The 25,520-nt window shown below is 68.2% G+C and carries 21 protein-coding genes and 1 pseudogene; 14 read left to right on the top strand and 8 right to left on the bottom strand.

The genetic code is table 11. The annotated features are described in order from the left end of the window. The first annotated feature begins 18 nt into the window (after positions 1–18). From W7U_RS15535 to W7U_RS15520, 4 genes are read left to right on the top strand one after another with little or no spacing between them, the layout of a single operon-like run. Positions 19–3,267 carry a thioester reductase domain-containing protein gene (locus W7U_RS15535; RefSeq protein ID WP_008259584.1) on the top strand — a complete coding sequence of 1,083 codons (3,249 nt, stop codon included), beginning with the start codon at positions 19–21 and terminating at the stop codon, positions 3,265–3,267. Positions 3,268–3,288: 21 nt separating this feature from the next. Continuing rightward, positions 3,289–4,197, top strand: coding sequence for a metal-dependent hydrolase (locus W7U_RS15530; protein ID WP_008259582.1), 909 nt, complete (start codon positions 3,289–3,291; stop codon positions 4,195–4,197). A 17-nt stretch (positions 4,198–4,214) separates the two neighbouring features. Next, complete coding sequence (locus W7U_RS15525; protein ID WP_036429432.1) at positions 4,215–5,138, top strand: alpha/beta fold hydrolase; 924 nt, start codon at positions 4,215–4,217, stop codon at positions 5,136–5,138. A 2-nt stretch (positions 5,139–5,140) separates the two neighbouring features. Continuing rightward, positions 5,141–6,223, top strand: a complete 1,083-nt coding sequence (locus tag W7U_RS15520) for a PDR/VanB family oxidoreductase (protein WP_036429430.1) — start codon at positions 5,141–5,143, stop codon at positions 6,221–6,223. A gap of 14 nt (positions 6,224–6,237) precedes the next feature. Here the strand turns inward: W7U_RS15520 and W7U_RS15515 are convergent, their stop codons facing one another. Then, complete coding sequence (locus tag W7U_RS15515; protein ID WP_008259576.1) at positions 6,238–7,296, bottom strand: hypothetical protein; 1,059 nt, start codon at positions 7,294–7,296, stop codon at positions 6,238–6,240. Positions 7,297–7,391: 95 nt separating this feature from the next. Between W7U_RS15515 and W7U_RS15510 the strand changes: the two are divergent. From W7U_RS15510 to W7U_RS15500, 3 genes and pseudogenes are all read left to right on the top strand, one after another. Then, positions 7,392–8,674: pseudogene (locus tag W7U_RS15510) on the top strand (hypothetical protein). Positions 8,675–8,718: 44 nt separating this feature from the next. Next, positions 8,719–9,009, top strand: a complete 291-nt coding sequence (locus W7U_RS15505) for a YiaA/YiaB family inner membrane protein (protein WP_008259572.1) — start codon at positions 8,719–8,721, stop codon at positions 9,007–9,009. Between the two features lie 127 nt (positions 9,010–9,136). Then, a complete protein-coding gene (locus tag W7U_RS15500; protein WP_008259570.1) occupies positions 9,137–10,462 on the top strand; it encodes an acyltransferase in 1,326 nt (441 codons plus the stop codon). On the opposite strand, the gene W7U_RS15495 is transcribed toward W7U_RS15500, so the two are convergent. From W7U_RS15495 to W7U_RS15480, 4 genes are all read right to left on the bottom strand, one after another. After that, entirely contained in the window at positions 10,426–11,091 is a 666-nt protein-coding gene (locus W7U_RS15495; RefSeq protein WP_008259567.1) for a response regulator transcription factor, read from the bottom strand. The genes W7U_RS15500 and W7U_RS15495 overlap by 37 nt on opposite strands. Then, positions 11,084–12,241: a DUF5931 domain-containing protein gene (locus W7U_RS15490; RefSeq protein ID WP_008259565.1), complete on the bottom strand. Its 1,158-nt coding sequence runs from the start codon at positions 12,239–12,241 to the stop codon at positions 11,084–11,086. The genes W7U_RS15495 and W7U_RS15490 overlap by 8 nt, the downstream gene beginning before the upstream one ends. A 57-nt stretch (positions 12,242–12,298) precedes the next feature. After that, entirely contained in the window at positions 12,299–12,988 is a 690-nt protein-coding gene (locus W7U_RS15485) for a PAS and ANTAR domain-containing protein (protein ID WP_008259563.1), read from the bottom strand. Between the two features lie 80 nt (positions 12,989–13,068). Further along, entirely contained in the window at positions 13,069–13,518 is a 450-nt protein-coding gene (locus W7U_RS15480; protein WP_008259561.1) for an HSP20 family small heat-shock protein, read from the bottom strand. Between the two features lie 143 nt (positions 13,519–13,661). Between W7U_RS15480 and W7U_RS15475 the strand changes: the two genes are divergently transcribed. Both W7U_RS15475 and W7U_RS15470 read left to right on the top strand, forming a co-directional pair. After that, positions 13,662–14,042, top strand: a complete 381-nt coding sequence (locus W7U_RS15475) for a helix-turn-helix transcriptional regulator (protein WP_008259554.1) — start codon at positions 13,662–13,664, stop codon at positions 14,040–14,042. Positions 14,043–14,106: 64 nt separating this feature from the next. Then, positions 14,107–14,643 (top strand): DUF1360 domain-containing protein, encoded by a 537-nt coding sequence (locus tag W7U_RS15470; protein WP_008259552.1) that lies wholly within the window; start codon positions 14,107–14,109, stop codon positions 14,641–14,643. 3 nt (positions 14,644–14,646) lie between these two features. Here W7U_RS15470 and W7U_RS15465 read toward each other — a convergent pair whose 3' ends face one another. Next, the gene (locus W7U_RS15465; protein WP_008259550.1) at positions 14,647–15,957 is read right to left on the bottom strand and encodes an NAD(P)/FAD-dependent oxidoreductase; all 1,311 of its coding nucleotides are present in this window, start codon (positions 15,955–15,957) and stop codon (positions 14,647–14,649) included. Between the two features lie 307 nt (positions 15,958–16,264). Here W7U_RS15465 and W7U_RS15460 point away from each other — a divergent pair, with 307 nt between their 5' ends. From W7U_RS15460 to W7U_RS15440, 5 genes are all read left to right on the top strand, one after another. Next, positions 16,265–16,972 (top strand): GAF and ANTAR domain-containing protein, encoded by a 708-nt coding sequence (locus W7U_RS15460; protein WP_008259548.1) that lies wholly within the window; start codon positions 16,265–16,267, stop codon positions 16,970–16,972. Positions 16,973–17,036: 64 nt separating this feature from the next. Further along, complete coding sequence (locus tag W7U_RS15455) at positions 17,037–18,218, top strand: zinc-dependent alcohol dehydrogenase (protein WP_008259547.1); 1,182 nt, start codon at positions 17,037–17,039, stop codon at positions 18,216–18,218. A 93-nt stretch (positions 18,219–18,311) separates the two neighbouring features. Further along, entirely contained in the window at positions 18,312–20,471 is a 2,160-nt protein-coding gene (gene glgX / locus W7U_RS15450; protein ID WP_008259545.1) for a glycogen debranching protein GlgX, read from the top strand. An 86-nt stretch (positions 20,472–20,557) separates the two neighbouring features. Continuing rightward, positions 20,558–22,351, top strand: coding sequence for a sensor domain-containing diguanylate cyclase (locus tag W7U_RS15445; RefSeq protein ID WP_020823330.1), 1,794 nt, complete (start codon positions 20,558–20,560; stop codon positions 22,349–22,351). 105 nt (positions 22,352–22,456) lie between these two features. After that, on the top strand, positions 22,457–23,224 hold the full coding sequence (locus W7U_RS15440) for an SDR family oxidoreductase (RefSeq protein ID WP_008259541.1): 768 nt from the start codon (positions 22,457–22,459) through the stop codon (positions 23,222–23,224). Here W7U_RS15440 and W7U_RS15435 read toward each other — a convergent pair. Both W7U_RS15435 and W7U_RS15430 read right to left on the bottom strand, forming a co-directional pair. Next, entirely contained in the window at positions 23,221–24,192 is a 972-nt protein-coding gene (locus tag W7U_RS15435) for an aldo/keto reductase (RefSeq protein WP_008259540.1), read from the bottom strand. The genes W7U_RS15440 and W7U_RS15435 overlap by 4 nt on opposite strands. 194 nt (positions 24,193–24,386) lie before the next feature. Beyond that, the gene (locus tag W7U_RS15430) at positions 24,387–25,403 is read right to left on the bottom strand and encodes a sensor domain-containing protein (protein ID WP_008259538.1); all 1,017 of its coding nucleotides are present in this window, start codon (positions 25,401–25,403) and stop codon (positions 24,387–24,389) included. Between the last annotated feature and the right edge of the window lie 117 nt (positions 25,404–25,520).

Below are 25,520 nucleotides of genomic sequence, written 5' to 3'. Positions count from 1 at the left end.
AGGGGGGTCGCTCCAAAGATGGAGACGCTGATCGATTACCTGCACAAGTGGGAAGCGCTGAAGCCGGACCAAACTCTCTTCCGCTTCGTCGACGCCGACGGGCGCGAACTCGAGCACTACACCTATCAGAGCTTCGCCGACCGCACCCGCGAGCTGGCCGCCTACCTGTCCAAAGAGGCCGGCCTCAAAGCGGGCGAGCGCGCGTTGCTCGTCTACCCCCCCGGCCTGGAGATGATCGCGGCGCTGTATGCCTGCGCCCGAATCGGGGTGATCGCCGTCCCCGTCAGCCCACCGCTGCCCATGTCGTTCGAGTCCGGACTGGCCAAGCTCAGTTTCATCGCGCGGGATTGCGGCGCCAAGGCCGTGCTGTCGACGAAGCAGTTCGAGTACGACTTCCGGCTGCTGCTCGGCCAGCGCCACGGTGGACAGGCGTGGTCCGACGCCGCCCTGCCGGAGCTGCCCTGGTTCGCCACCGACGGCGCCCAGGAATTCGGCGGCGCCCCCGTGGCGGACACGCCGGGGGACGTGCTCTTCCTGCAATACACCTCGGGCTCGACGAACGACCCCAAGGGCGTCATCGTCAGCCACGCCAACGTGATTGCCAACGGGTCCGCCTTCACCGGCGACGTGGTCCTGGCCTCGTGGCTTCCGCAGCATCACGACATGGGCCTGATCTCGGCCTACATGTTCATCCTGCTGCTGGGCGGGTCCACCCATGCGATGTCGCCGCTGGACTTCCTCGCGCGGCCCTCGTCCTGGCTTCGGCTGATCAGCGATGTGCGCGCCACGCACACGCCGGGACCGAACTTCGCGCTCGAATACTGCCTGCGTGAGGACAAGCTGCCCGCGTCCGAGCTGGCCGGTGTCGACCTGGGCAGCCTCGAGTGCATCGTCGTAGGGGCAGAACCGTTGCGGGCCAACACCTTCGACCAATTCCGGAAGCGGTTCGCCGACTACGGCCTGCGGCCCGAGGCGCTGACCGGCGCCTACGGCATGGCCGAGTCCACCCTGATCGTCTCGATCCGGGGGCGCCAGACCATCACGGTGAACAAGCGCGGGCTGGAAAAGAATGTCGCACGGGTCGAAAAGGCGTTGCCGGAGAACAGCAACCAGGTCCCGTTGGTCAGTTGCGGCAAGCCCATCGACGAAACCCTGGTTCGCATCGTCGATCCCGAATCGCGGACGGCCCTGAGCGAGGGCCGGGTCGGCGAAGTCTGGCTGGACGGGCCCTCCAAGGGCGGCGGCTACTGGAACCGCCCGGAGCTCACCGCGGAGATGTTCGGGGCCCGCATCGCCGGCGATGACCACCACACATATCTGCGGACCGGCGATCTCGGCTTCCTCTACGAGGGTGAGCTGTTCGTCTGCGGCCGCAGCAAGGACCTGATCATCGTGCGCGGCGTCAACTGCTACCCCTCCGACGTCGAAGCCGTCGTCGAACGCTCCGCCGGCCAGGTCCGCAGCGGGTGCGTCGCCGCGCTGTCGGTCGAGCGCGACGAGCAGGAGGCGTTGGTCGTGGTTGCCGAGGTGCGAGACGAGCACAACCTGCCCGACGCGAAGGCCCTGGCCCGCGCGATCCGGCGGCACTGCCACATCGATCCGCACACCATCGTGTTCGCGCCGCCACGCAGCATCCCCAAGACCACCTCGGGCAAGATCCGGCGCGCGCGGACCCGCCAGCTGTGGCTGGACGGCACGCTGCCCGCGTTCACGAGTTGGGTCAACCCGGCGGCCACTCGGACCCGCGACGCCGTGGAGGTCGGTGCGGGCCCGCTGGAGCGCTTCCGCAATCTCATCGAGAGCTACGACCTCACCGGCGACGAGGACTGCTCGTTCGCCGACCTCGGCATCGATTCGCTGGCGCTGGCCGAACTCCGCACCGACCTGCAGGCCGTGCTCGAGGAGCACGGCGCGGGCGAGCTCGCCGACGAGGTCAACACGCGCCTGCTGCAGCGGCTGACGGTGGCCGAATTCTTCGGGCTGATGCGCCAATTCGGCGAGGGATCCGGCCAGCCACTGGACGCCCTGCGCCGGGCGCTGGATCAGATCTCCGCCGACTACGAGGCCTACGAGACCGCGCAGATGCGTGCCGACGCCGCCCTGCCGCTGCCCGAGCTCGCGCCCGCGCGAGCGGGTGCTCCCACCGACATCCTGCTGACCGGCGCGACCGGGTTTTTGGGGCCGTTCCTGGTGGGCAGCCTGCTCAGCCGGACGTCGTACAACGTGCACGCGCTGGTGCGGGCCACCGACGCCGCGCACGGTTTGGACCGTATCGTCGCGTCGCTGCGCCGCGCCCAGCTCTGGACCCCGGCGCTCGAGGCCGAGGTCCGGGCGCGGGTGCGGGTGATCTGTGGCGATCTCGCCGAGCCCGCGCTGGGCATCGGGGAGGCGGCCTTCCAGCAACTCGCCGAGGACGTCGACGCCGTCGTGCACAACGGCGCGCTGGTCAACTACGTGCGAACCTACGACGCCCTGCGGCCCGCGAACGTGGAGGGCACCCGCGAGCTGTTGCGGCTGGCGATGACCGCCCACCGCAAGACTTTCCACCTGGTCTCGAGCACGTTCATCTACGGCTGGAGCACCGAACCGGTGGTCGGGGAGTGGGACGCGAACGAGAAGATGGCCGGGCTGGACTTCGGCTACTCGCAAACCAAGTGGGTCGGCGAGCAGCTGGCGCTGGCCGCGCAGCGGAAGGGCCTCGACGTCCGCATCTACCGGCCGTCGCTGATCTCTCCGACCCGGGCGGGCTTCGGCAGCCAGGACGACATCCTGGTGCGCCTCACGGCGTTCATGATCGAGCACGGTCTGGCCGTCAACGCGCTCAACCAGATCAGCCTGCTGCCGGCGGACCTCATCGCGGATCACATCGTCGCGCTGATGGACCTCCCAGACGAGTCGGGCAGTGTCTTCAACATGACGGCCGACGACTACTACAACCTGACCGACATCACCCGGATCTTGACCGAGCGCTACGGGTACCGCTTTGAGTACCACGACATCGAATCGTTCGCCGAGCAGCTGGACCGTCGGTGCACGCCGAACGATCAGATGTATCCGCTGGTCGACTTCCTCACCCGGTCGGCGGGCAAGATCGCGGCGATGCGCGACAAGCGCTACGACAACACCCAGTACCGTCACCGGCGGGGGCTGGCCACCGTCCGCCTGCGCGAGCCGGCGCTCGCCGAGACGGTCGATCACCTCGTCCGGTTCTTGCGCAGCGAGCGTCTGATCACTGAAGTAGAGGACGAGGCCCAACGCAGCGCCTAGCACGGAAAGGGGATGGCAACGATGTTCACCGTCGATGACATGGCAGCGGGCCCGCATGACGCCTCGCTCGATCACGAGCGCATCGTCCTGCAGGCGCGTGACGTCGACTTCGACTGGTCGACGCTGCCGTTCTACTACGTGCCGAACGAGCCCTTCACCACCCACTTCTGCAACGTGCTGCATCTGCTGTTGCCGGCGGGTGAGGAGTTCATCGTCGACGCGTTCAAGGACACCCTGCCGCTGATCAAAGACGATCAATTGCGGCGGGATGTGCAGGGATTCGTCAGCCAGGAGGCCATGCACTCCCAGGCGCACGCGGGGGTGCTCGGGCACTTCGCGGCCAACGACATCGACGTCACGCCCTTCACCGACCAGATGCGCTGGCTGTTCACCCAACTCATCGGTGACCGGCCGCACTGGAGCCGGCGTCGCCGGCAGAGCTGGTTGCTCGAACGGGTCTCGATGGTGGCGGCGCTCGAGCACTACACCGCGATCCTGGGCGAATGGATTCTGGACACCCCGCAGCACGATGCCCTGGGCACCGATCCGGTGATGCTGGACTTGCTGCGCTGGCACGGCGCGGAGGAGGTCGAGCACAAGGCCGTCGCGTTCGACACCATGAAGCACCTGCGCGCCGGGTATTGGCGGCAGGTGCGCACCCAGCTGCTCGTGACGCCCGCGTTGCTGTGGCTGTTCATCCGCGGCGTGCGGTTCATGTATTCGGTCGACCCGTACCTGCCACCGGGGACCAAACCGCGCTGGCGCGACTACTTCCGTGCGGCACGAAGGGGCTTGGTGCCCGGGCCATTCCAGTTCCTGCGGGTCATCGGCGCCTACTACACGCCGAGTTTCCATCCGTCCCAGCTGGGCGGGGTGGGTCGCGCGGTCGACTATTTGGCCCGCTCACCCGCCGCCCGCGCGTCGCACTGAACACGGGAGCGTTCGGGATGACTCAGTCCAGCACAGTGATCGCCTCCGACGGGGTTTCGCTGGCCGTCCACGCCTACACGGAGATCGACCCGCGGCGGCCCACCGTTCTGGCGATCCACGGCTACCCGGACAATCACCGCGTGTGGGACGGTGTCGCAGGTGAACTCGCCGGCCGGTTCAACGTCGTGGCGTATGACGTGCGCGGGTCTGGCGACTCCTCCAAACCGGCACGGCGAACGGATTATGTGCTGCCGCAGCTGGTTTCCGATGTCGGCGCGGTGATCGACAGCCTCGGGGTTGGCCAGGTTCACCTGTTGGCTCACGACTGGGGTTCGATCCAGGGCTGGGCGGCGGTCACCGACGATACGGTGATGGCCAAGGTCGCCTCGTTCACGTCGATCTCCGGGCCGCACCTGAACTATGCCGGCAGGTTCCTACGGTCCCCGCGCACACCGCGCGCCGTCTTCGACGTCGTCAAGCAGGGCCTCGCGTCGTCGTACATCTGGTTCTTCCTGTGCCCGGTTGTGCCGGAGCTGGCGATCCGTTCGCGCGCCACGGGGAAAGTCTTTGCCGCGGTGGAACGTATGGGCCGCAGCCGCGGCAGCGACCGGCAGCGGGCGGCGGCGACCCGGTCGATCGACGACTACCTCAACGGCCTCAACCTGTACCGGGCGAACATGCCGGCGCCGTTCTTCGTGCCCGTGAAGCAGTTGCCGCAGACACGGGTGCCGGTGCAGGTGCTCGTCGCCCGGCGGGATTATTTCGTATCGCCCGCCCTGCAGCGGTTTACCGGCTCCATTCCGGACGGCGGCAGGATCGTCCCGATCGAGGGTGGCCATTGGGTGGTCACCTCGCATCCCGACGTCATCGCCGGATTCACCGGCGAGTGGGTCAACCGGACGTCGGAGCCCGCGAGCCGTCACGGCATGGGGCAGGCGTGAGGATGACTGTGACACGGGCTATTTGGGACAGCATTCCGGCCGACCTCTACGGCCGGCGCAAACGCGACCGGATGTACACCGCGTTGTACGGCGTCGGCACGTTGTTCGGCGGCATGGCGTCGGCGTCGCGGTGGACGCCCTCACGGGTCCAGCCCGTGCGGCGGACCACGACCGCGGTGATCACCAAACGTGAGGAGCCGGCGCCCGATGTGGTCGCGTTGACGCTGGCCGACCCGGACGGCGGATTGCTGCCATCCTGGACGCCCGGCGCGCACATCGACGTCCGGCTCCCTTCGGGACGCCGCCGGCAGTACTCGCTGTGTGGTGCGCCCGGGCGGCGCACCGACTATCGCATCGCCGTGCGCCGCATTCCCGACGGCGGCGGTGGTTCGATCGAAATGCACGACACCTTGCACGTGGGGGACTCGATCGAGTTCGAAGGCCCCCGCAACGCGTTTTATCTCGTCACCGACGAGCACGAGGTGTTGTTCGTGATCGGCGGCATCGGGGTCACGCCCATCCTGCCCATGATCCAGACCGCGCAGCAGCACGGAATCAATTGGCGCGCCGTGTATGCCGGGCGCAGCCGCGATTACATGCCGCTGCTCGACGAAGTGGTGGCGGTCGCGCCGGACCGCGTCACAGTCTGGGCCGACGACGAGCGCGGCCGGATCCCCACCGCGGCGGACCTGCTGGCCGACGCCGGCCCAACCACCGCCGTCTACGTGTGTGGCCCGACCGCGCTGCTCGAATCGGTGCGCATCGCGCGCGACGAACTCGTGAACGCGCCGTTGCACTACGAACGTTTCGGACCGCCGCCGGTGATCGACGGCGTCCCGTTCGAACTGGAACTCGCGCGTTCGCAGCGGGTCCTCACCGTGCCGTCCAACCGGTCAGCACTCGACGTGATGCTCGACCGCGACTCGACGACGGCCTATTCCTGCCAGCAGGGCTTCTGCGGTACCTGCAAGGTGAAAGTCCTTGCCGGACAGGTCGATCGACGGGGGAGCGCCGCCGAGGGTGACGACGAGATGCTGGTCTGCGTGTCCCGGGCCAAAAACGGGCGCGTGGTCATCGACGCCTGAGCGTTTCGAATCGCCTACATGGGGCCGGGAAGCTCTCCCAGGCTGGAAAGTTCGGCATGCACGGGTCCGATGGCGGCCTGGTATTGCTCGTCGGTGATGGTCTTGGCGTAGTAGCGGCTCATGCGGAGCTGGTATTGCTGGTCCCGGAGTTGGCGGATCCGATCGAGCCTGGCGGCGTCCGCCGCGTCGAATTTGAGCTGCTCGACGCTGATGTGGCCGGCCATGACCTGTTCGATGGGCGAGAGCCGGTAGCCGCAATGGGCGAGCAGCTCCAAGTAGACCTTGTGGGATGGCTGTTCTCCTGCCCGCCACGTGCCGCGCTGGGTTCCCCATTCGAAGGCGGCCAGCACCATCGCGAGCGTCACGACGATCGGGCGCGCGTCGGCGTTGGCCACTGCCGCCAAGTCCTCATCGCGGGAGGCGTCGACGCCGAGAAGCTCTGCGGCTATTGACATGCTGGCCGGGCAGTGCAATTCGGTCAGGTAGTGGAAGTTGCGGGCGATGAAGATGTCGATCCATGGCGGCGGCGCCGCAAGGAGATTGGCCCGAACCCAGTCGCGGCGCGCCCCGGCGACGCTCCGCGCGAGTCGGTCCAGCTCACGCATCAGCACCCAGTCGCGTTTGGCGTCGGCGGCGGCCTCGGATTCCAGCTTGGTGGGCCGGCATCCGGTGAACGTGGAACTTCCCTCAACCTCGTCGAGGCTTAAGGGTCGCGCTTCGTCAAAAGTCAGGTAGGACACATAGACGCCCAATTCCGGCGACCCCACGCGTTTTGTCAAATCGCTCATGGTCGTCTTTCCGGGCAACAACCTGCAGATGTGATCCCGCTGCCTGAGGTCATCCCGGCTATAGATGAGGCCGATTTCCCGGTGGCGCGATCGGTCGTCGTTGTCCAGATACACGCACCACCCGGCCGGCCCGGCGATTCCCGGTACGTAGTGGGAAGAAATCTCGACCAGCAGGTCATCGATGGTGGCCGAGGCGGGATAGACCCAGAACTCGCGATGGGAGTCGACGTCGTCGCCCATAGCGACCGAGTCGCGGTCGACGGTCACCTTCACCGTGTCAGACATGTGCAGCCCTACCTACCTTGACCCTGGGGCTACAAAGTATCGGAATGCGTTGGCGTTCGGTATTCGATTGCGCGCCGCTGGGTCATGCTGGAGCGATGCCGAAGAAATCGCTGCGCCCGCCGGCGCCGCCGGAATCCGGTCCAAACGGTCCGCTGCTGGGGACGTGGCAAGCGGCCGGGCTGAGCATGGCCGTGATCGCGTCCGCGGCGGCGGATGGGCTGGGCGCGCTGCTCGGGGCTGTGACCGTGATTCCGGTGATCTATGCCTTGACGCGGCTGGGCGCCTACGCCCCGCACGCGCGCAGTACCGCCGAGTTGATCGGCGCCACGCTGGGCCCCGGGCGGGTTTCGCGGCGGGCGCCATTCAGCTGCTTGCCTACCTCGCGTTGGCGGCTAAGTTCGCGGTCGCGCTCGGAACGGTTGTGCTGGTGGACTTTTCCTCCGGTGACGACCCCGCCAAGGTTGTTCTGTGGCTGCCGGCTTGCGCACTGGTGGCCGCGCTCGCCGTCGGCGCCGTCGTCTGCTGGGTGACGACTCGGGTGGTCGCCTCGGTGGTGGCGCTGCTCGTGGTCGCGGGTTTGCTCGTCTACGTCTACCTTGCGCTGGCGGTCACCGCCCGCGTCGCCGCGGGCAGTGACGCGGTCGTCATCGGAACGGCCGCAACGCCGAGCCAGCTGTCCGGCCAGCTCGTCGGCTTCGGTCTGGGGATGGTGGGCGTCGAACTCGTCACGGCCCGCGCCGCGCGCATCGCCAGGCCGGGCCGATCGATGTCGCTGGCGGTCGCGGTGGTGATCGGCGCGGCGGTGATCTTGTGGGTGGGCGACCACCAGGGCGTCGCGGGGCCGTGGCGGTGGAACGCCAAGTTTCTGACCGAGGCTGTTCCGGAGTTCTACGCCGACGCAGGCTGGACGTGGATGGCCGTCGCGGGCGTCGCGTTGACGGCGGCGGCCGCGTCGGCTTCGGGGTGGGCGGCGGTGCGCGTCGCCGCCGGGCTGGCGGCCGCTCGTGAGGCAACGCCGAATACCGGCCTGCGAGTGGCGGTGGTAGGGCTTGTCGCGGCGATGGCGGCCATCCTTTCGGCGCACGGGATGCGCGTGATCGCCACGGTCGTTTTCGGCGCGGCGGCCCTGTTGCTCGTCTTGTTGTATGTGTTTGCCACAGAGGCTAATTCACGCATCCCCGGTGACAGCCTCGTGGCGTGGTGGGTGCGGCTGATCGTGCCCGCCCTCGCCGCGGTGTTGGTGGTCAAGCCGGTCGTGGATGCCCACTTCGCCGTGGTGGAGGTGGCGACGGTGATCGCCACGATGCTCGGGGCGTGCGCCGCGAGTGTCGCGGCGTCGCTGTCGAGGGCACCCCGAGTCGTCGCCAAATCTGAGTAGTCTTACGGATCCCGCCAAGGGTCCGTCGTCGCAGGCTTATTGGCATGACCGTTCCCAACAGCATGTCAAAAACCACCGCCGCCTTCTTCGTTCAGGCCGCCGTCGCCTTCGCGATCAGCTTTCTCACCGCGCTGGCCGGGATTTACTTTCTTCCCCTTGACGCGTGGCAACGCCTGTTCCTCGGCATCACCTTCCTCTTCTTGGTGTCGAGCGCGTTCACGCTGGCCAAGGTCGTTCGCGACCAGCAGGAAGCCGCGACCGTGCGGGTCCGGCTCGACGAAGCCCGCATCGAGAGGCTGCTGGCCGACTACGACCCACTCAACACCGCGAGCTGAGTAGTACTACTCAGCCCCAACGCGTAGAACCGCTCAGGCTCACAGCCGCGCGGTCGGCAATGCTTCTCACATCGCACGACTTCGGCTCCGCCGCAACGCTTTCATCCCGATTCACAGAAGGACACCCATGTCAACTCTCGCCAGATTTCCCGACGTCGCCGAGGTGGCCGCGCGCACGCCGGCCGACCGTGATCGCGTCCTGGACGTCATCCGCATCACCTCCCTGATCGGTGTGGTGCTCGGCCATACCGTGATGGCCATCAGCGTCATCGAAAACCATGTCCTGATCTGGGACAACCTGCTCACCAACTCGATGCTGTTCCAGGCGGCGACCTGGCTGCTTCAGATCATGCCGCTGTTCTTCTTCGCCGGCGCCGCGGCCTGCCTGTCCTCCTGGTCCCCGGGCACCAACTGGGGAGACTGGCTGATGAAACATTGCACCAGGCTGTTCCGCCCGGTGTTCTACTACCTGGCATTCTGGGCGGTCGCGCTGACCGTGCTGTATCGGGCACTGCCCCAACACATTTACGAGCCGATTGCCGGCGTCAGCACGCAGCTGCTGTGGTTCCTGGGCGCCTACGTCCTGGTGCTGGCCGCCATGCCGATGCTGTATCGCATCACCACGGCGCGGCGCCTCGCCGCGGGGGTGGCCGCGGTCTACGGCGCGATCGCGCTGATCGACGTCATCCGGCTGCATTCGCCGGCGATGATGCCGCTGGGCTACCTCAACTTGTGCGTCTGGCTCATTCCGGCCATGTTCGGCGTCGCCTACCGCCGCCGGCTGCTCAGCGGCCGCGCCGCGCTAACCGTGGCCGGCGTCTTCTTCGCCGTTGACGTCGCACTGGTGCGCTGGGGGCCCTACCAGATCAGCATGGTCGGCACCGGGGATCACCACCTTTCCAACACCAGCCCACCGTCGTTGCTGTTGGCCGGGCACGCAATCATCTTGAGCGCCTTGGCCATCGCGGCCGCACCGACGATCGCGCGCTGGGCGCAGCGACCGCGGGTGTGGTGGTGGACCGCGATCGGCAACTCCGGAGCAATGACCCTCTACCTGTGGCACATGCCGGTGCTGCTGGGCGTGCACCTGCTCTTCGATTACCTTGGCTCCCCGCGGTTTCCGGGCCAGCCGGATTTCCTCGCCGTCAGCGTCGCGCAGGTGCTCATCGTGGTCCTCGCCGTGGCCGTGCTGTTCGTCGCGTTGCGGCCGCTCGAAAACAACCCGCTGGCCGGCTGGGACGGCGCCGGGACCGTCACCTCGCGCGGGCGGGGCGCGGTCGTCGGCGCGCTGCTGTGCGTGGCCGGTGTCGCGATCCTGGCCGCGATCAGGTGGGGCCTCAAGGACGACGGGCTGGTGTGCATGGCCGTGGTCGTGGCCGCACTAGTCGCCGCGCGGGCGGTCGCCTGCCCCTCGGGTCACGGTTCGGAGTCCAGGCCATGCTCGATCGCGTAGCGCGCCAATTCCACCCGGTTCGCGACCTGAAGCTTACGGAATGTCGCCTGCACATGGTTTTCGACCGTGCGGTGGCTCAACGACAGCTTCACGGCGATCTGCTTGGCGGACAGCCCTTTTGCGACGTACCGCAACACCTCTGTCTCGCGTTCGGTCAGGCTGGGACGGGCGGGACCGTCGTCCTTGCTCTGCGCGATGCGCCGGTATTCACCCAGCACCAGTCCGGCCAGCCCCGGGGTGAACACGGCCCGGCCGGCGGCCGTCGCCGTCACCGCCTGTGCCAGTTCGGATTTCGAGGCGCTCTTGACCAGGTAGCCCGTCGCACCGGCTTTGACGGCTTCCAAGACGTCCTCGCGTTCGTCGGAGGCCGACAGCACCAGCACCCGCGTCGACGGCGACGCGGCGAGCACCGCCGCGGTGGCCTGTGCGCCGTTCCCGTCGGGCAGCTGCATATCCATCACCACCACGTCGGGTTTGACCACGGCCGCCCGCCGCCCCGCGGCGGCCACCCCGTCGGCCGTGGCCACCACGGTGAATCCGCCCTCGGCCAGGTCGCGCGCGACCGCATCGCGCCAGATCGGATGGTCGTCGACCACCATCACCGTCGCCGGCGCCGCATCCTCAACCACGACGTCCCTCCCGGCGTGGCACGCACAACTCCCACTCGGTGCCCTCGCCGGGGCCGCTGCGCAGTTGCGCGGTGCCGCCGAGCGACGCGAGCCGCCCCACGATAGATTGGGAGACGCCCAGGCGTCCCTGACGCGCCGCCTCCTCGAGTCGACCGGCCGCAATGCCCACGCCGTCGTCGCGGACACTGACCACGACGGAATCGCCGAGGTCCTCCACGAGTACGTACGCGCGTGCCTCCGGCCCCGCATGGGCACCGACGTTGTCCAGGGCATTGCCCACCGCGGCGTCGAGCTCCGTCCCTATCCGGCGTCCCAACAACACCGGAGTCGCCGGCAGGCTGATCGACACCCGGTCGGACGCCCGGCATCGCAGCAGCGTGCGCAGATCCATCGTGGCGCCGTCGGCATCGCGATCGATATCGGCGCACGCCACCCATCGACGCAGCGCTCGTTCTTGCTCGCTCGCCAGGTCGGCGAGTTCCGCTGTGGCACCGCCGATTTCATGGCCCTTCTTGGCGACCAGCGCCAGCACCTGGATGGCGCCGTCGTGCACCTCGCGGGACAGTCGCTCGCGTTCCTGCACCGCGGCGCTCAACCGGGCGGCCCGTTGCAGTTCGGCGTGCGCGCGGCGCGCGGTCTGCGCGGCCATGCCGATCGCCATGCCGATGGCCAGCTCGATGATGACGGTGGCGTTGTGCCCAAGGTTGAGGGCGAGGTAGTCCTTGACGGCGAAATTGGTGGCCATCACCGCCAGGCCCGTCAGCATCCCGCCACCGGGGCCGAACTGGATCGCGGCGGAAATCGTCGGATTGCTCGCCCACAACGTCGTCGGCCAGGTCTGGTTCTCGGCCGCCCAGTGCGGCGTCGCCACGACGGTGTTCGACCACATGAGCAACACCGCGATCGCGATCTCGGCCAGCACCCAGGACGGTCGTCGCCCGAACCCACGCAGGTAGGCGACGGCGCACGCCGCGCTCCAGCCGATCAGCACCGCGAACAGCACCCAACCGAGCGCGGGCCGGCGCAGATCGGGATTGATCGCGATTTGAAACCCGGCGGCGTACACGCAACTCAGCAGCCGAAAAACCTGCGCCGCGCGCCACAGCGGCGTCGTGGGATCGGGGCCGTGATTCGCCATCGTGGTCAGCATAAATGCGGACGGTCCCCAGCGGGTCGCCCACGCCGAAAAGACGTGGGCCGCAGCGCCTTATCCGCGGTCGTCGGCGGGACGGACGCGCTGGTGCGCCGTCAGGAGCAAATGGTCGAATTCCGACTGGGTGTTGAGCGGCAAGCCCGCGCCGCGGAAGTCCTCGGCGATCTGCTCGGCGAGCGGGCGCAGCTTGACATTCGCCTCCTGCGAGAGCCATCGGAGCAACTCGAAGGCCGCGCTGTCGCTGAGGCCATAGATCAGCATCAGCATGCCCTTAGTGCGTTCGATGCCTGCCCGATTCTCGTTGATCTCAGCGAGTTTCGCGCTGACCGCGTCCTCGTGCACCTGCCCGTTCGATGCGGAGACGTCGATATAGAACCCGTGCGTCCCGATCACGTCGCCGTCGTCGTCGTAGAGCCGATCGCCGACCACGACGACGTGGCGTACGTTTCCGCCGGTGTCGATGATCCGGTGCCGGGTGCTGAACGCCTGGCGCGTGTGCACGATCTGATCGATGGTGGCCGCGACCTGCCCGCGGTCATCGGGATGTTTGTGCGAGAGCACCAAATCGGTGGTGGGCACGACGGTGCCCGGCTCGTAGCCGTGCATCCGCTGCACCTGTTCCGACCATTCCCACCGCTGATCGGTGAAGTGGAACCGAAACCAGCCCGCGGGTTGCGCGTTGCCGCCGGACAACGCCTGCTCGACGCTGGCCGTTGCGCCGTTGAGTTCCCATGTTGATTCCACCGTGACTCCTCGCTCACTGCGGTGGCGGGCGGCGGCCGCGAGCGCGTGCGCCGTCGGCCGCCGCCCGGTCCGCCGCCCGGTCAGGCGTTGATGACCTCGCGCTGAGCGGCGCCGTCTGCGACGGCCCGCTGCGCGTCGCCGCGGCCGACGGCGATCTTGCGGGGCTTGGCCTTCTCGGCCACCGGGATGTGCAGACTCAGGACGCCTTCGGAATAGGAGGCCTTGATCTTGTCGGTGTCGAGGTTTTCGCCGAGCACCAGCTGGCGGCTGAACACGCCGCGCGGGCGCTCGGTGGCGAGCATCTCGCGGTTGGGGTCGAGGGCCGGGCGTTCGGCGCGCACGGTCACGACATTGCGCTCGATGTCGATGTCCAGCGAGTCGGCATCGATGCCGGGCAGGTCGAACTCGACGACGAACTCCTCGCCCTGGCGCCAGGCGTCCATCGGCATGACTGCAGGCCGGGCGGCCGTGCCGAGGACCTGGTGGGCAAAGCGGTCGAGCTCACGGAAGGGATCTGAACGCATCAGCATGGTTGTCACCTCTCACTCCGATCTACGCGGTAGTCTGACAAATTTCCTATGTCTGACGACATAGATTCGGTATAGCATTGTCGACATATTCATGCAAGTGTGCTAAACAGATTTTTTGAGTGAATCAGCTGAGGGGATGTGCGATGGTCGAACATCGCGGCGAGGCCGGGGCGCCGGCGTCCGGCCACGGCGTGTACGGAATCTCGGTGGCCGCCGAACTGTCCGGGATTCCGGTGCAATCGTTGCGGCTCTACGAACGCTATGGGCTGCTCACACCCGCGAGAAGCCAAGGGGGAACGCGCCGCTACAGCGCCGACGACCTCGCGCGGCTCCGGCGCATCAGCGGTCTGGTCGAGGCCGGCGTCAACCTGGCCGGCATCGCGCGCATCCTCGATCTCGAAGACGACAACGAGACGTTGGCGGCCGCCAACACCGACCTGCGGTCCACCAACCGCACGTTGCGAGAAGCGGCGAAGGCGGCCAAGCCCGCCGAGTCCCGGGACGGGCAGGGCACGCGCCGGTGAGCTGATCGCCGATTGCGGCGAGCGGCGCCGGGTACTCGACCCCCTATGCCTTCAAGGAGAAGCGATGGGTGAGTTGACGGAAACCGGCGCCCAGGTGGTCGACGGTGCACGCCAGGAGGCGGACGCCTACCGCGGCGACAATCCCCGGCCGCTGAGGGGCTACGTGGCGGTGTTGGTGGTCTACGGCCTCGTCGTGACCGCGGCGGTGGTCGCCGCCGTGGTCAGCGGGCGCACGTTGCCGTCGCGCTGGCGGATTCAGGACCTGATCATCCTCACGCTGGGCACCCACAAGCTCTCGCGAACGTTGACCAAAGACGCGGTGACCAGTCCGCTGCGCGCCCCGTTCACGCATTACGCGGGCACCGGCGGCCCGGCCGAGGTCCAGGAAGAGGTCCGCGAGCACAGCGAGCTTCGGCACAGCCTGGGCGAGTTGATGACCTGCCCGTTCTGCCTGGACATGTGGGTCGCCACCGGATTCGCCATCGGCCTGGTGTTCGTACCGCGGTTCACCCGGCTGATCGCGGGCGTCTTCAGCGCGTTGGCCGGGGCGGACTTCCTTCAGCTCGCCTACGCGATGGCCCAGCAGTCCGCCGAAGGCTGAGGGTCAGCTGGTCTTGGGCATCGGGATGCCCTCGCTGGCCGTGAATTGCGCGTCGTCCTCGGAGGACAACCCGATGGAGACGACGGAGCGGTTGAACAGCACGTCGGTCAGGTAGGCCAGCGAGACCGCCCATCGGTTGACGCCGCGCGGAATCGCGTACAGGTGGTAGGACCTCGTCACGAGTTTGGCCGGCAGCCCGGACAAGTGGATGTTCAGCGGGTTGGCCACCGCGTAGCGGGGCCCCAGGTCGACCACCAGACCCAGGTTGCGGTGCTTGTATTGCTTGGGGCTGCCGTAACCGAGGCTGGCGGCGACGTTGCGGGCCAGCACCTTGCCCTGCCGGGTGGCGTGCTGGGCGGTCGGCGGCGTGATCTTGCCGGGCTGGGTGAGGTCGGGAACCGCGGCCGCATCGCCGGCGGCGAACACCTCCGGGTGACCGGGCACCTGCAGATCGGGCTGCACCGTGATCCGGCCCTTCTCGGTCGGCAGCCCCAGGTCTTGGATCAGCGGGGCGCCGGTCACCCCCGTCACCCAGGCGATCGTGTGCGTGTCGATGCGCGAATCATCGCTCAGCACAACGTGATCGGCGTGCGCTTGCTTGAGCGTGACGCCGAGCCGGACGTCGATACCGCGCTTGCGCAACACCTTCATCGCGGCCTCGCCGAGCTTCTTGCCCACCTCGGGCATCACCTGCTCGGCCAGGTCCAGGAGCAGGAACCGCACTTCGGCGGGGTTGAAGCCCATCTGTTTGGCCGCCGCGTCGGCCAGCGCCCGCAGCTGCGCCACCAACTCGGTGCCCGAGTAGGAGGCGCCGACCACCACCACGGTGCGCCGGGCCGCCGCCACCTGGGGGTCGTCTTCGATGTTGGCCAGCTCGAGCTGCTCGACGAAGTGGTCGCGCAGGTAGAGCGCCTCGGCGGTGGTCTTCAACCCGCGCGCATGCCTCGCGAGGCCCGGGACGTCGAACAACCGCGTCACCGACCCCGGCGTGAGCACCAGCCGGTCCCAGGACATGGAATGGCTGCGTTCCTCGGGATCGCAATACGTCAGCGTCTGTTGCGCGAAGTCCACCCCGTCGACGCGGCCGCGCACCGCGTGCACGCCCCGCAACGAATTGGCCAGTGGGACAGCGACAAAGCGGGCGTCGACCACCCCGCCCGCGACGTCGGGCAGCAACGGTGTGTACAGCATGTAGTCGACCGGGGAAATGATCGTGATGTCCACGGGCGCGTGCCGCCGGCGCAGAATTCGGGCCAAACGGCGCGCGCAGGTGAATCCGGTGAAGCCGCTTCCCACGATCACGATGGAGGTCACCGACCCGAGTGTAGGCGGACTTCGGTGGTGAGGAGTGTCCCGCGCCGCCCCGAGACCGACGACGTCTTGAAAACGACTGTTCGACTAGGGATTTCACGGAGACAGGCCGGGCAAAAACGGCCCAGGGCGTCCTCCGCTCGGATGCCGCCGCCTACGCGCTCGTCGAGGCGTTTCGTTATTGTGCCTTGCGCTTCGTTGTATGGCTCATAGACTTCTGGTGAGCGTTGGTATCCGCGGCTTTGCGACGCCACCGCGACGCCTATCAGGAAGGGCTCTGCGGGCCACGAACGGTTCCGGGGGTGATGTGATGCGAGACGGCAGCGCCACGATTGCCAATCAGTTGGTGGAACTGGTGGCCAATCTGGATCGTGAACATAGCGGCACCGCGGCCGGGCTGTACGAACTGCTCGACAACGGGGTCCAGCACGTCACCGGCTCCCAGTACGCGGGGATCACCCTGGCCGAGAAGGGCGCGTCGGTCAGCAGTGTGGTCGCCACGCATCGCTACCCGATGGTCCTGGACACCATCCAGGACACCTCCGGCGAGGGGCCTTGCCTGTCCGCGGCCTGGGAGCACCACATCATGCACATCGCCGACCTGAGCGCCGAACGGCGCTGGTTGCGCTACCGCCGCATGGCGCTCGAGCAGACCCCGATCCGGTCCATCCTGTCGTTCGAGTTGTTCATCGACGGCGGCAGCATGGCGGCGCTGAACTTCTATGCCGACCACCCGCACGCGTTCACCGAGGAGTCGATGGAGATCGGCACGGTTTTCGCCACGCACATCGCCCTGGCGTGGTCGATGTTGCGCCGCAACGATCAATTCCGTAGCGCCCTGGCCTCGCGCGACATCATCGGGCAGGCGAAGGGGGTCATCATGGAGCGCTTCGGTATCGACGCCGTTGAAGCGTTCCAGCTGCTCACCCGGGTCTCGCAACAATCCAACATCAAGCTGATCGAGATCGCGCGGGCGCTGATCGAGAGCGAGCATCCGCTCAAGCGCCGCGGGCACTGACCACGACGGGTGCGGCGCCGGCGCCGTCGTTTCGTCGGGTGGCAGACGGGTATGCGCCCTTGCCATGAAGGCTGTCACGTGGCACGGCAAGCGCGATGTCCGGGTGGAGTCGGTGCCCGACCCGAAGATCGAACAGCCCACCGATGCCATCGTCGAAGTGACATCGACCAACATCTGCGGGTCGGACCTGCACCTCTACGAGATCCTCGGCGCCTTCATGAAGCCGGGGGACATCCTCGGCCACGAACCGATGGGCATCGTGCGGGAGGTCGGCACTCAGACGGGTGACCTTCGGGTGGGGGACCGGGTCGTCATCCCCTTCCAAATCTCTTGCGGCAGTTGCTACATGTGCGGCCAGCAGCTCTACACCCAGTGCGAGACCACCCAGGTGCGCGACCAGGGCATGGGGGCGGCGCTGTTCGGCTATTCGGAGCTCTACGGCGAAGTCCCCGGCGGGCAAGCGGAGCTGCTGCGCGTCCCCCAGGCCCAGTTCACCCACATCAAAGTCCCTGTGGGGCCGCCGGATTCGCGGTTCGTCTATCTGTCCGACGTGCTGCCCACCGCGTGGCAGGCGGTGGCCTACGCCGACATCCCCGACGGAGGCTCGGTGACCGTGCTCGGGCTGGGCCCCATCGGGGACATGGCGGCCCGCATCGCCGATCACCTGGGTTACCGCGTCATCGCCGTCGACCTGGTCCCGGAGCGGCTGGGCCGCGCGGCGCAACGCGGCATTCACACCATCGATGTGGGCCGGCTCGACTCCTCGCTCGGTGACGCGATCCGTGACCTGACCGACGGGCGGGGGTCCGACTCCGTCATCGAAGCGGTGGGCATGGAGGCGCACGGCTCGCCGACCGCCAAATTGGCGCAGCAGGCCACCGGGCTGTTGCCGGACGCGCTGGCCAAGCGGCTCATGCAAACCGCCGGCGTGGACCGGCTGTCCGCCCTGTACTCGGCCATCGACATCGTGCGGCGCGGCGGAACGATCTCGCTGATCGGCGTGTACGGCGGCATGGCGGACCCGCTGCCGATGCTCACCCTGTTCGACAAGCAGGTCACCCTGCGGATGGGGCAGGCCAACGTCAAACGCTGGGTCGACGACATCATGCCGCTGCTGACCGACGACGACCCGCTCGGCGTCGACACCTTCGCCACCCACGTGCTTCCGCTCGACGAGGCCCCGCACGCGTACGAGATCTTCCAGAAAAAGCAGGACGGAGCGGTGAAGGTCATCCTCAATCCGTGATCGGCTATGCCACAAGGCTTTCCGTGTGGTGACGCCGCCCCGGCGGGTGGCCCGGGAGTTTGACCGGCGCTTTCGCCGGGTATTGGATGCGCCATGACTCCACCAGAGGCCGCAGACGCCGGCGCCCCCACACCCACCGGCGAAGTGTGGCCGGGCAGGGCCTATCCGCTGGGCGCGACGTACGACGGCGCGGGCACCAATTTCGCGCTGTTCAGCGAGGTGGCCGAGCGGGTGGAGCTGTGCCTGTTCGACGCCGAGGGCGCCGAGAGCCGCATCACCCTGCCCGAGGTCGACGGCTTCATCTGGCACGCCTACATCCCCAACATCGAACCCGGCCAGCGCTACGGCTACCGCGTGCACGGTCCGTACGACCCGCAGGCGGGGCACCGATGCAACCCGAACAAGCTGCTGGTGGACCCGTACTCCAAGGCCATCGACGGCTCGTTCGAGTGGAATCAATCGCTCTTCAGCTATAACTTCGGCGACCCCGACAGCCGCAACGACGACGACTCGGCGGCCAGCATGCCCAAGTCGGTCGTGATCAGCCCCTACTTCGACTGGGGAAACGACCGCCCACCGGACCGCCACTACGCCGACACCGTCATCTACGAGGCACACGTCAAGGGCCTGACCCAGACCCACCCGGACATCCCCGAACAGCTGCGCGGCACCTACGCCGCGGTGGCCCACCCGGTGATCATCGAGCACCTCAAGGATCTCGGGATCACGGCCATCGAATTGATGCCGGTGCACCACTTCGCCAACGACTCCACGCTGGTCGACAAGGGCCTGTCCAACTACTGGGGCTACAACACGATCGGATTCTTCGCGCCCGACTTCAAGTACTCCAGCGCCACCACGCCGGGCGGCCAGGTGCAGGAGTTCAAGGCCATGGTGCGCTCGCTGCACGAGGCCGGCATCGAGGTCATCCTCGACGTGGTCTACAACCACACGGCCGAGGGAAACCACCTGGGCCCGACGTTGTCGATGCGCGGCATCGACAACGCCGCCTACTACCGGCTGGTCGACGACGACAAGCAGTACTACATGGACTACACCGGCACGGGTAACAGCCTCAACGTCGGGCATCCGCACGCGCTGCAGCTCATCATGGATTCCCTGCGCTACTGGGTGACCGAGATGCACGTCGACGGCTTCCGCTTCGACCTGGCCTCGACGCTGGCCCGCGAGTTCTACGACGTCGACCGGCTGTCGACGTTTTTCGAACTCGTGCAACAGGATCCGACCGTCAGCCAGGTCAAGCTGATCGCCGAACCGTGGGACGTCGGGCCGGGCGGCTATCAGGTGGGCAACTTCCCGCCGCAGTGGACGGAATGGAACGGCAAGTACCGCGACACCGTCCGCGACTTCTGGCGCGGCGAGCCCGCCACCCTTGACGAATTCGCCTACCGGCTGTCCGGTTCCGCAGACCTCTACGAGCACACCGCGCGGCGCCCGGTGGCGTCGATCAACTTCGTCATCGCCCACGACGGGTTCACGCTGCGGGACCTGGTGTCCTACAACGAGAAGCACAACGAGGCCAACGGCGAGGACAACAACGACGGCGAAAGCCACAACCGGTCCTGGAACTGCGGCGCCGAAGGCCCCACCGACGACGAGGCCGTCAACGCGCTGCGCGCCCGGCAGCAGCGCAACTTCCTGACCACCCTGCTGTTGTCGCAGGGCGTTCCGATGATCTGTCACGGCGACGAACTCGGACGCACCCAGAACGGCAACAACAACGGCTACTGCCAGGACAACGAGCTCACCTGGATCGACTGGGCCAACGCCGACGCGGGCCTGCTGGAGTTCACCCGCACGGTGTCGGCGCTGCGTGCCGAGCATCCGGTGTTCCGGCGGCGCCGGTTCTTTTCCGGAAAGCCGGTGGGCCGCCGCGGCCAGGGCGGGCTGCCCGACATCGCCTGGTTCACCCCCGACGGCACCGAGATGAGCGACGAGGACTGGGGCGCGGGCTTCGCCAAGTCCGTCGCGGTGTTCCTCAACGGGCACGGCATCCCCGGCCGCGATGAGCGGGGCCAACGGGTGCTGGACGATTCGTTCCTGCTGTGCTTCAACGCCCACCACGAACCGATCGAATTCACGCTTCCGCCAAAGGAATTCGGTGGCGCCTGGCAGGTCGTGGTGTACACCGGGCCCGACGAGACCACCCCCGCCGACGAGGTACCCGGCGGAGGCACCCTCAACGTGGAGGCCCACACCGCCGTGGTGCTGCAGGGACTCCCGTCGAGCTAGTCCCCGACGACCACCCCGTTCCCCGGATCGGGTGAATCGCTCTCGCCGACAAGCCACATCGGCTAATTTTTTCGGCGGCGGCATTGATGCTGCGCGCCGAGCGCCGGGAACGAGAGGGACAGCCGATGGACAGGCCCGGTCCCGACGCGCGACTGGAATCGGCGATGAACACCTCCGGGCGGGCCGCCGCGCTGTTGGTGCTCGTGGTCGCAGCGCTGACGTGGGTGGGCTGGACGGCAGGCATCGAGCGCTTGACGCGGATCTATCCGACCTGGCCGCAGATGATGCCGTGGACCGCGCTGTGGCTGGCCACGCTGGGCGCGGCGATCCTGCTGCAATGGGGGAATCCCTCGCGCGAGCGCCGATGGGCCGGACGGTGTTTGGCCGCGGCCGCGGCCGCCTTCGCCGTCCTCGTGCTCGCCGAGTACGCGAGCCTCGGCTCGTTCACCGTGGACAGGATCTGGTTCGGTGAGGCCGTCGGCATGCGCGAGTGGTCGTGGCCGGGGCGCCCGAGCGTTCAGACCGCGTTGTCGGCCCTGCCGTTGGCGACCGCCGTCGCGCTGATCCGGGTGGATCGGTGCACCCGCGCGGTCTGGCCGCTGTGCCTGGCGGCGAGCGCTGCCATCCCGTTCGTCACGGCCGGGGCCTACCTGTTCGACGCGCTGGCGCTGGTGGGGGTCTCGCCGTCAAAGGGCCAGGCGTTCCTGACGGCGGCGGCCCTGTTGCTGCTCGTCGCGGCCACGTCGCTGGCGCGCGTTGACCGGTTTCCGCTCGCGTGGCTGCTCGCGCGGCCCGACCGTTCCTCGCTCGTCCGGTTGCTCGCGATCCTGGCCGGCTTTCCGCTCGTCGTGGCCGTGGTGAGGCCGATCTTTTTGGAGCTCGGCCCGGACGCCAACGCGCAGTGGACCTTCTCGATCCTGTTGGGAACCGCGGTCGTCGGCGCGGTGACCTTCTACTTCAGCCAGCGCGAGCAGCACCTGCTGATCGCCAAGGAGCTGGCCAGCAAGCAACGCGCCGAGGCCGAGACGCGATATCGCATCCTCGCGGACAACGCCGTCGACATCATCGTGCACTTTCGCGGCGGCGGGGTCGCGTGGATCTCCCCGTCCGTGGAACCCGCGCTGGGCGGCCCGCTGTCGAGGTGGACCGGTACGGATTTCGCCCGCCGCATCCACCCCGAGGACCGCGACAAACTCCAAACCGCCCTGCGCCGCATCGCGGGGGGCGAACAGGTGCTCCAACGCTTCCGGGTGTGTTCCCTCGACGGCGAATACCACTGGGTCGACGGTCATGGGAAGCCCTACACCGATGCCCAGGGCAGCACCGATGGGCTGATCGCGGCGCTGCGGGTGGTCGACGATCAGGTCGAGGCCGAACAACAATTGGAACGGTTGGCACGGTTCGACACCCTCACCGGCCTGGTGAACCGGGCCGAGGCCCTGGCCCGCCTGGACGCCGCGCTGCGGCAACCGCGGCCCCCCGAAACGCATGTGGGCGTGCTGTTCTGCGACGTCGACCACTTCAAGGCGATCAACGACCGGTGGGGACACGGCACGGGCGACGTCGTGCTGGCGACCGTCGCGGCGCGGATCCGGGCGAGCGTCCGCCGCGAGGACACCGTGGGGCGCACGGGCGGGGACGAAATGCTGATCCTGCTGCCCGGCGTCCGCAGCGCCGACGAGCTCGCCCAGATCGCCGAGAAGATCCGCCGACGCGTCGCCGAACCCATCCACGTTTCCGGCAACACGATCGGCGCGACCTTGAGCATCGGTGCCACGCTCGCCCTTCCCGCCGAGTCCGTCGACGCGGTCACCGCGCGCGCGGATGAGGCCATGTACCGGGCCAAGTCGGGCGACCGGAACGCCGTGGTGGCGACCTAAGTGGCGACTTAAGTAGCGAGTGATCGCCAACGGACGTTTCGCATCCGGTAGGTTTCACCGCGACAGCGTCTCGCGTTACAAGAGAGGGCGAATATGTCAAGGACAGTGGTGGTCGGCGCCTCGAGTGGGCTGGGGCGTTGCATCGGGGTCGGTCTCGCGCAGCGCGGCGATCAGGTCGCGTTGCTTGCCCGGCGTCTGCAGCGCATCGAGGCCGCGGCCAAGGAGGCCGGCCCGAACGCGACCGCCATCGAATGCGATGTCACCGACGAGGCGTCCTGCCGGGCGGCGATCGGTCGGGCCGTCGACGCCCTCGGCGGGATCGACAACCTCGTCTACACACCCGCCGTCGGGCCGCTCGTGCGCATGGTGGACACCGACGCCGACACGTGGCGGCGCATCTTCGACACCAACGTGATCGGCGCATCGTTGGTGACGGCCGCGGCGATGCCGCACTTGACCGCGTCGGCCGGCAAGGCGGTGTACCTGTCCTCCGATGCGGGCACCTTCGGACCGCCGTGGCCGGGCCTGGGCGCGTACGGCGTCAGCAAGGCCGCCCTGGAACGGCTCGTGGAGGCGTGGCGGGCCGAACACTCCGACGTCGGCTTCACCAACCTGATCGTCGGGGAGTGCGCGGGCGGCGAGGGCGACGCGGCAACCGGAATGAACGCCGACTGGGATATGGACCTCGCCATGAAGGCGGTTCCGCTGTGGTCGTCGCGCGGCTGCATGCCCGGCAAATTGATGCCGGTCGACGACCTGATCGACGTCGTGCACACCATCCTGCGCACCAACGCCTCGACGTCGATGCCGCTCGTGGTCGCGCGCGGCGCGCCGGCCAGCCCGGCCGCGTTCGCCGAGGCCAACCAGTCCTAGCGCCGGCCGAGTTTCTCGCTCGCGAGGTCGGTGAGGAAGCGCGCCGCCGACGTCGGCCGGAACGCCAGCGCCGCCTCGGTGAGCGCGTCACGGGATTCGGTCGGCAGCTCGATGTCGGCGGCCGCGACGTTGAACTCGAGCTGCTCGACGCTGGACGCGCCGGGGATGGCCACCACGCCCGGGTAGCTGATCAACCAGGCGAGCGCCACCTGTGCCGGCTTGGCGCCGAGTTGCGTTGCGACGTCGCGCAACAACTGCAGCAGCGGCTCGACGCGGCGCAGGTTCTCGGTGCCGAACAACGAGTTCATCGCGCGAACGCCGCCGGGGCGGTTGTCGACGCCGTACTTGCCGCCCAGCAGTCCCTGCTCCAGCGGGCTATAGGCGATCACGATGCGGTTCTCCCGTTCGGCGAACGGCACCAGGTTCTTGAGCGCCTTCGGATAGGCGAGCGAGAAATGCACCTGGTTGCTGATGACCGGCCGGCCCAGCGCCGCGTCGGCCTTCTGCCACCGCTGCAGCGAATAGTTCGAGACGCCCGCCGCGCCGATCGTCCCGCGGTCCAGCAGGTCCCGCATCCCCGGCATGATCACCGAGTCGGGCACCACCGGGTTGGGCTGGTGGATCTGGTACAGCGGGATGCGGTCCAGTCCCAGCCGCCGGGCGCTGGCTCGCGCGCGTTGCCTGACGACGGCGGGGAAGGGAACGACCGGCATGATCTTGCTGGCCACCGCCACCTCGGCGCGTTCGTCGCCGAGTGCGGTGCCCAGGATCCGCTCGCTTTTGCCCAACCCGTAGACCTCGGCGGTGTCGAACAGCGTCACCCCCAGGGCTCGCGCGCGCCGCACGATGTCGCCCGCGGCGCCGGCGGCGTAGCTGTCGCCATAACCCCATTCGCGGGAGCCGAACTGCCAGGTGCCCAAGCCGATCCGGCTGACCCGCCCGACCCCGTCGACGTCGACATATTTCATCCGGTCAGCCTAGTGGCGATCGCAAGCGCGGCGGAGCCGGGCGCGGCGGGTCGCCACGCGTGGGCCGGTGGCGATCGCAAGCGCGGCGGAGCCGGGCGCGGCGGGTCGCCACGCGTGGGCCGGTGGCGATCGCAAGCGCGGCGGAGCCGGGCGCGGCGGGTCGCCACGCCTGAACCGGTGGCCTTGCGTGCCGCTCAGCCGGGGATCTTGCCAAGGATGTAGTTGGCGATGGTGACCGCGGCCAGCCGGGGCCGTTCGCCGTCCGTGGTGCCGCTGGCCGACACGTTCAGGTCGAGGACGACGTTGGCCTTGGCCGCGACCGCCCGCGCCGAGCGCACCTGTATTCCCTTGGGCGTCAGGTCCAATGTGGTGATGCCGTTGCCGGCGTCAGCGGGAGCGCTCACCGCCATCTTGATCGGCTGCCCACCCGAAGCTGTCACGGTGACCGTCGAGCCGCCGCACTGGCGCCATCCGGACAGCAGCGTGTCCAGCTGGGACTGCGCCCCGGCCGGATCGCGGAACGCCGCCACGCCCTGGATGACTTGGATCGACTTGAACATGCTGCGCGTGTCGGTGAATTCGCCGGCGTGATACCCGGTGAAGGAGCCCGGGGTGTAGGCGTCCGGGCTGCCCGCGGCGATGCTTCCCCAGCATTCCGGGCGGTCGATGCTGCCGTCCTGCGCCGAGCGGCCGGGGCTGTTCCACGTCGGACCGACCTCGAGGTTCGCGTCGGAGGTGATGTTCCGCAGCGCGTCCAATCCGGGCAGCAGCGTGGTGATCGTGTCCGGTGGGACGGTCGGGGGCGGCGGCCCGGCCGAAGTGGTCGAGTCGTGTGCCGTCCGGTGCGACGACGTCGAGCCCCCCAGCGTCGCCCATCCGGCCAGCGCGACGACCGCCAACAGGATGAACACGTACGACAGCGTCACCCCGACCAGGGCGCGGTCGCGGCCGAGTTCGCCGGTGCGCCGGATCCGCGCCAATCCGAGGTGCCCCAGAACCGCTCCGGCGGGCGCGAACACGAACGCGAACACCAGTGACAGCGTCGCGAGGGTGTTGACGGCCGGGCGGTACGGCGGGGGCGCGGGCGGCGGCGGGATCACGGGCGGTTCCGCCGGGGGCTCGATCGGCTCCACCGGCTCGATCGGGGGGACCCGGCCGAGCGGGTCGTAACTCAGCGGGTTCTGCCAATACGGGTCCTGGGGGTTGGTCACGCCGTGCCTCCTTCGCGGCCGAACCTGCCCGAAATGTAGTCCACGACCAGGGACACATACCCCACCCGGGCCCGGCCACACCCGTTTGATGGCCGATTCCGCCGGGTAGCCGCTTCG

It is taken from the genome of Mycobacterium sp. H4Y (assembly GCF_000364405.1).
Classification (GTDB): domain Bacteria; phylum Actinomycetota; class Actinomycetes; order Mycobacteriales; family Mycobacteriaceae; genus Mycobacterium; species Mycobacterium intracellulare.
Note: the sequence above shows the minus strand (reverse complement) of the source record. Positions and strands in the feature narration are given on the sequence as shown.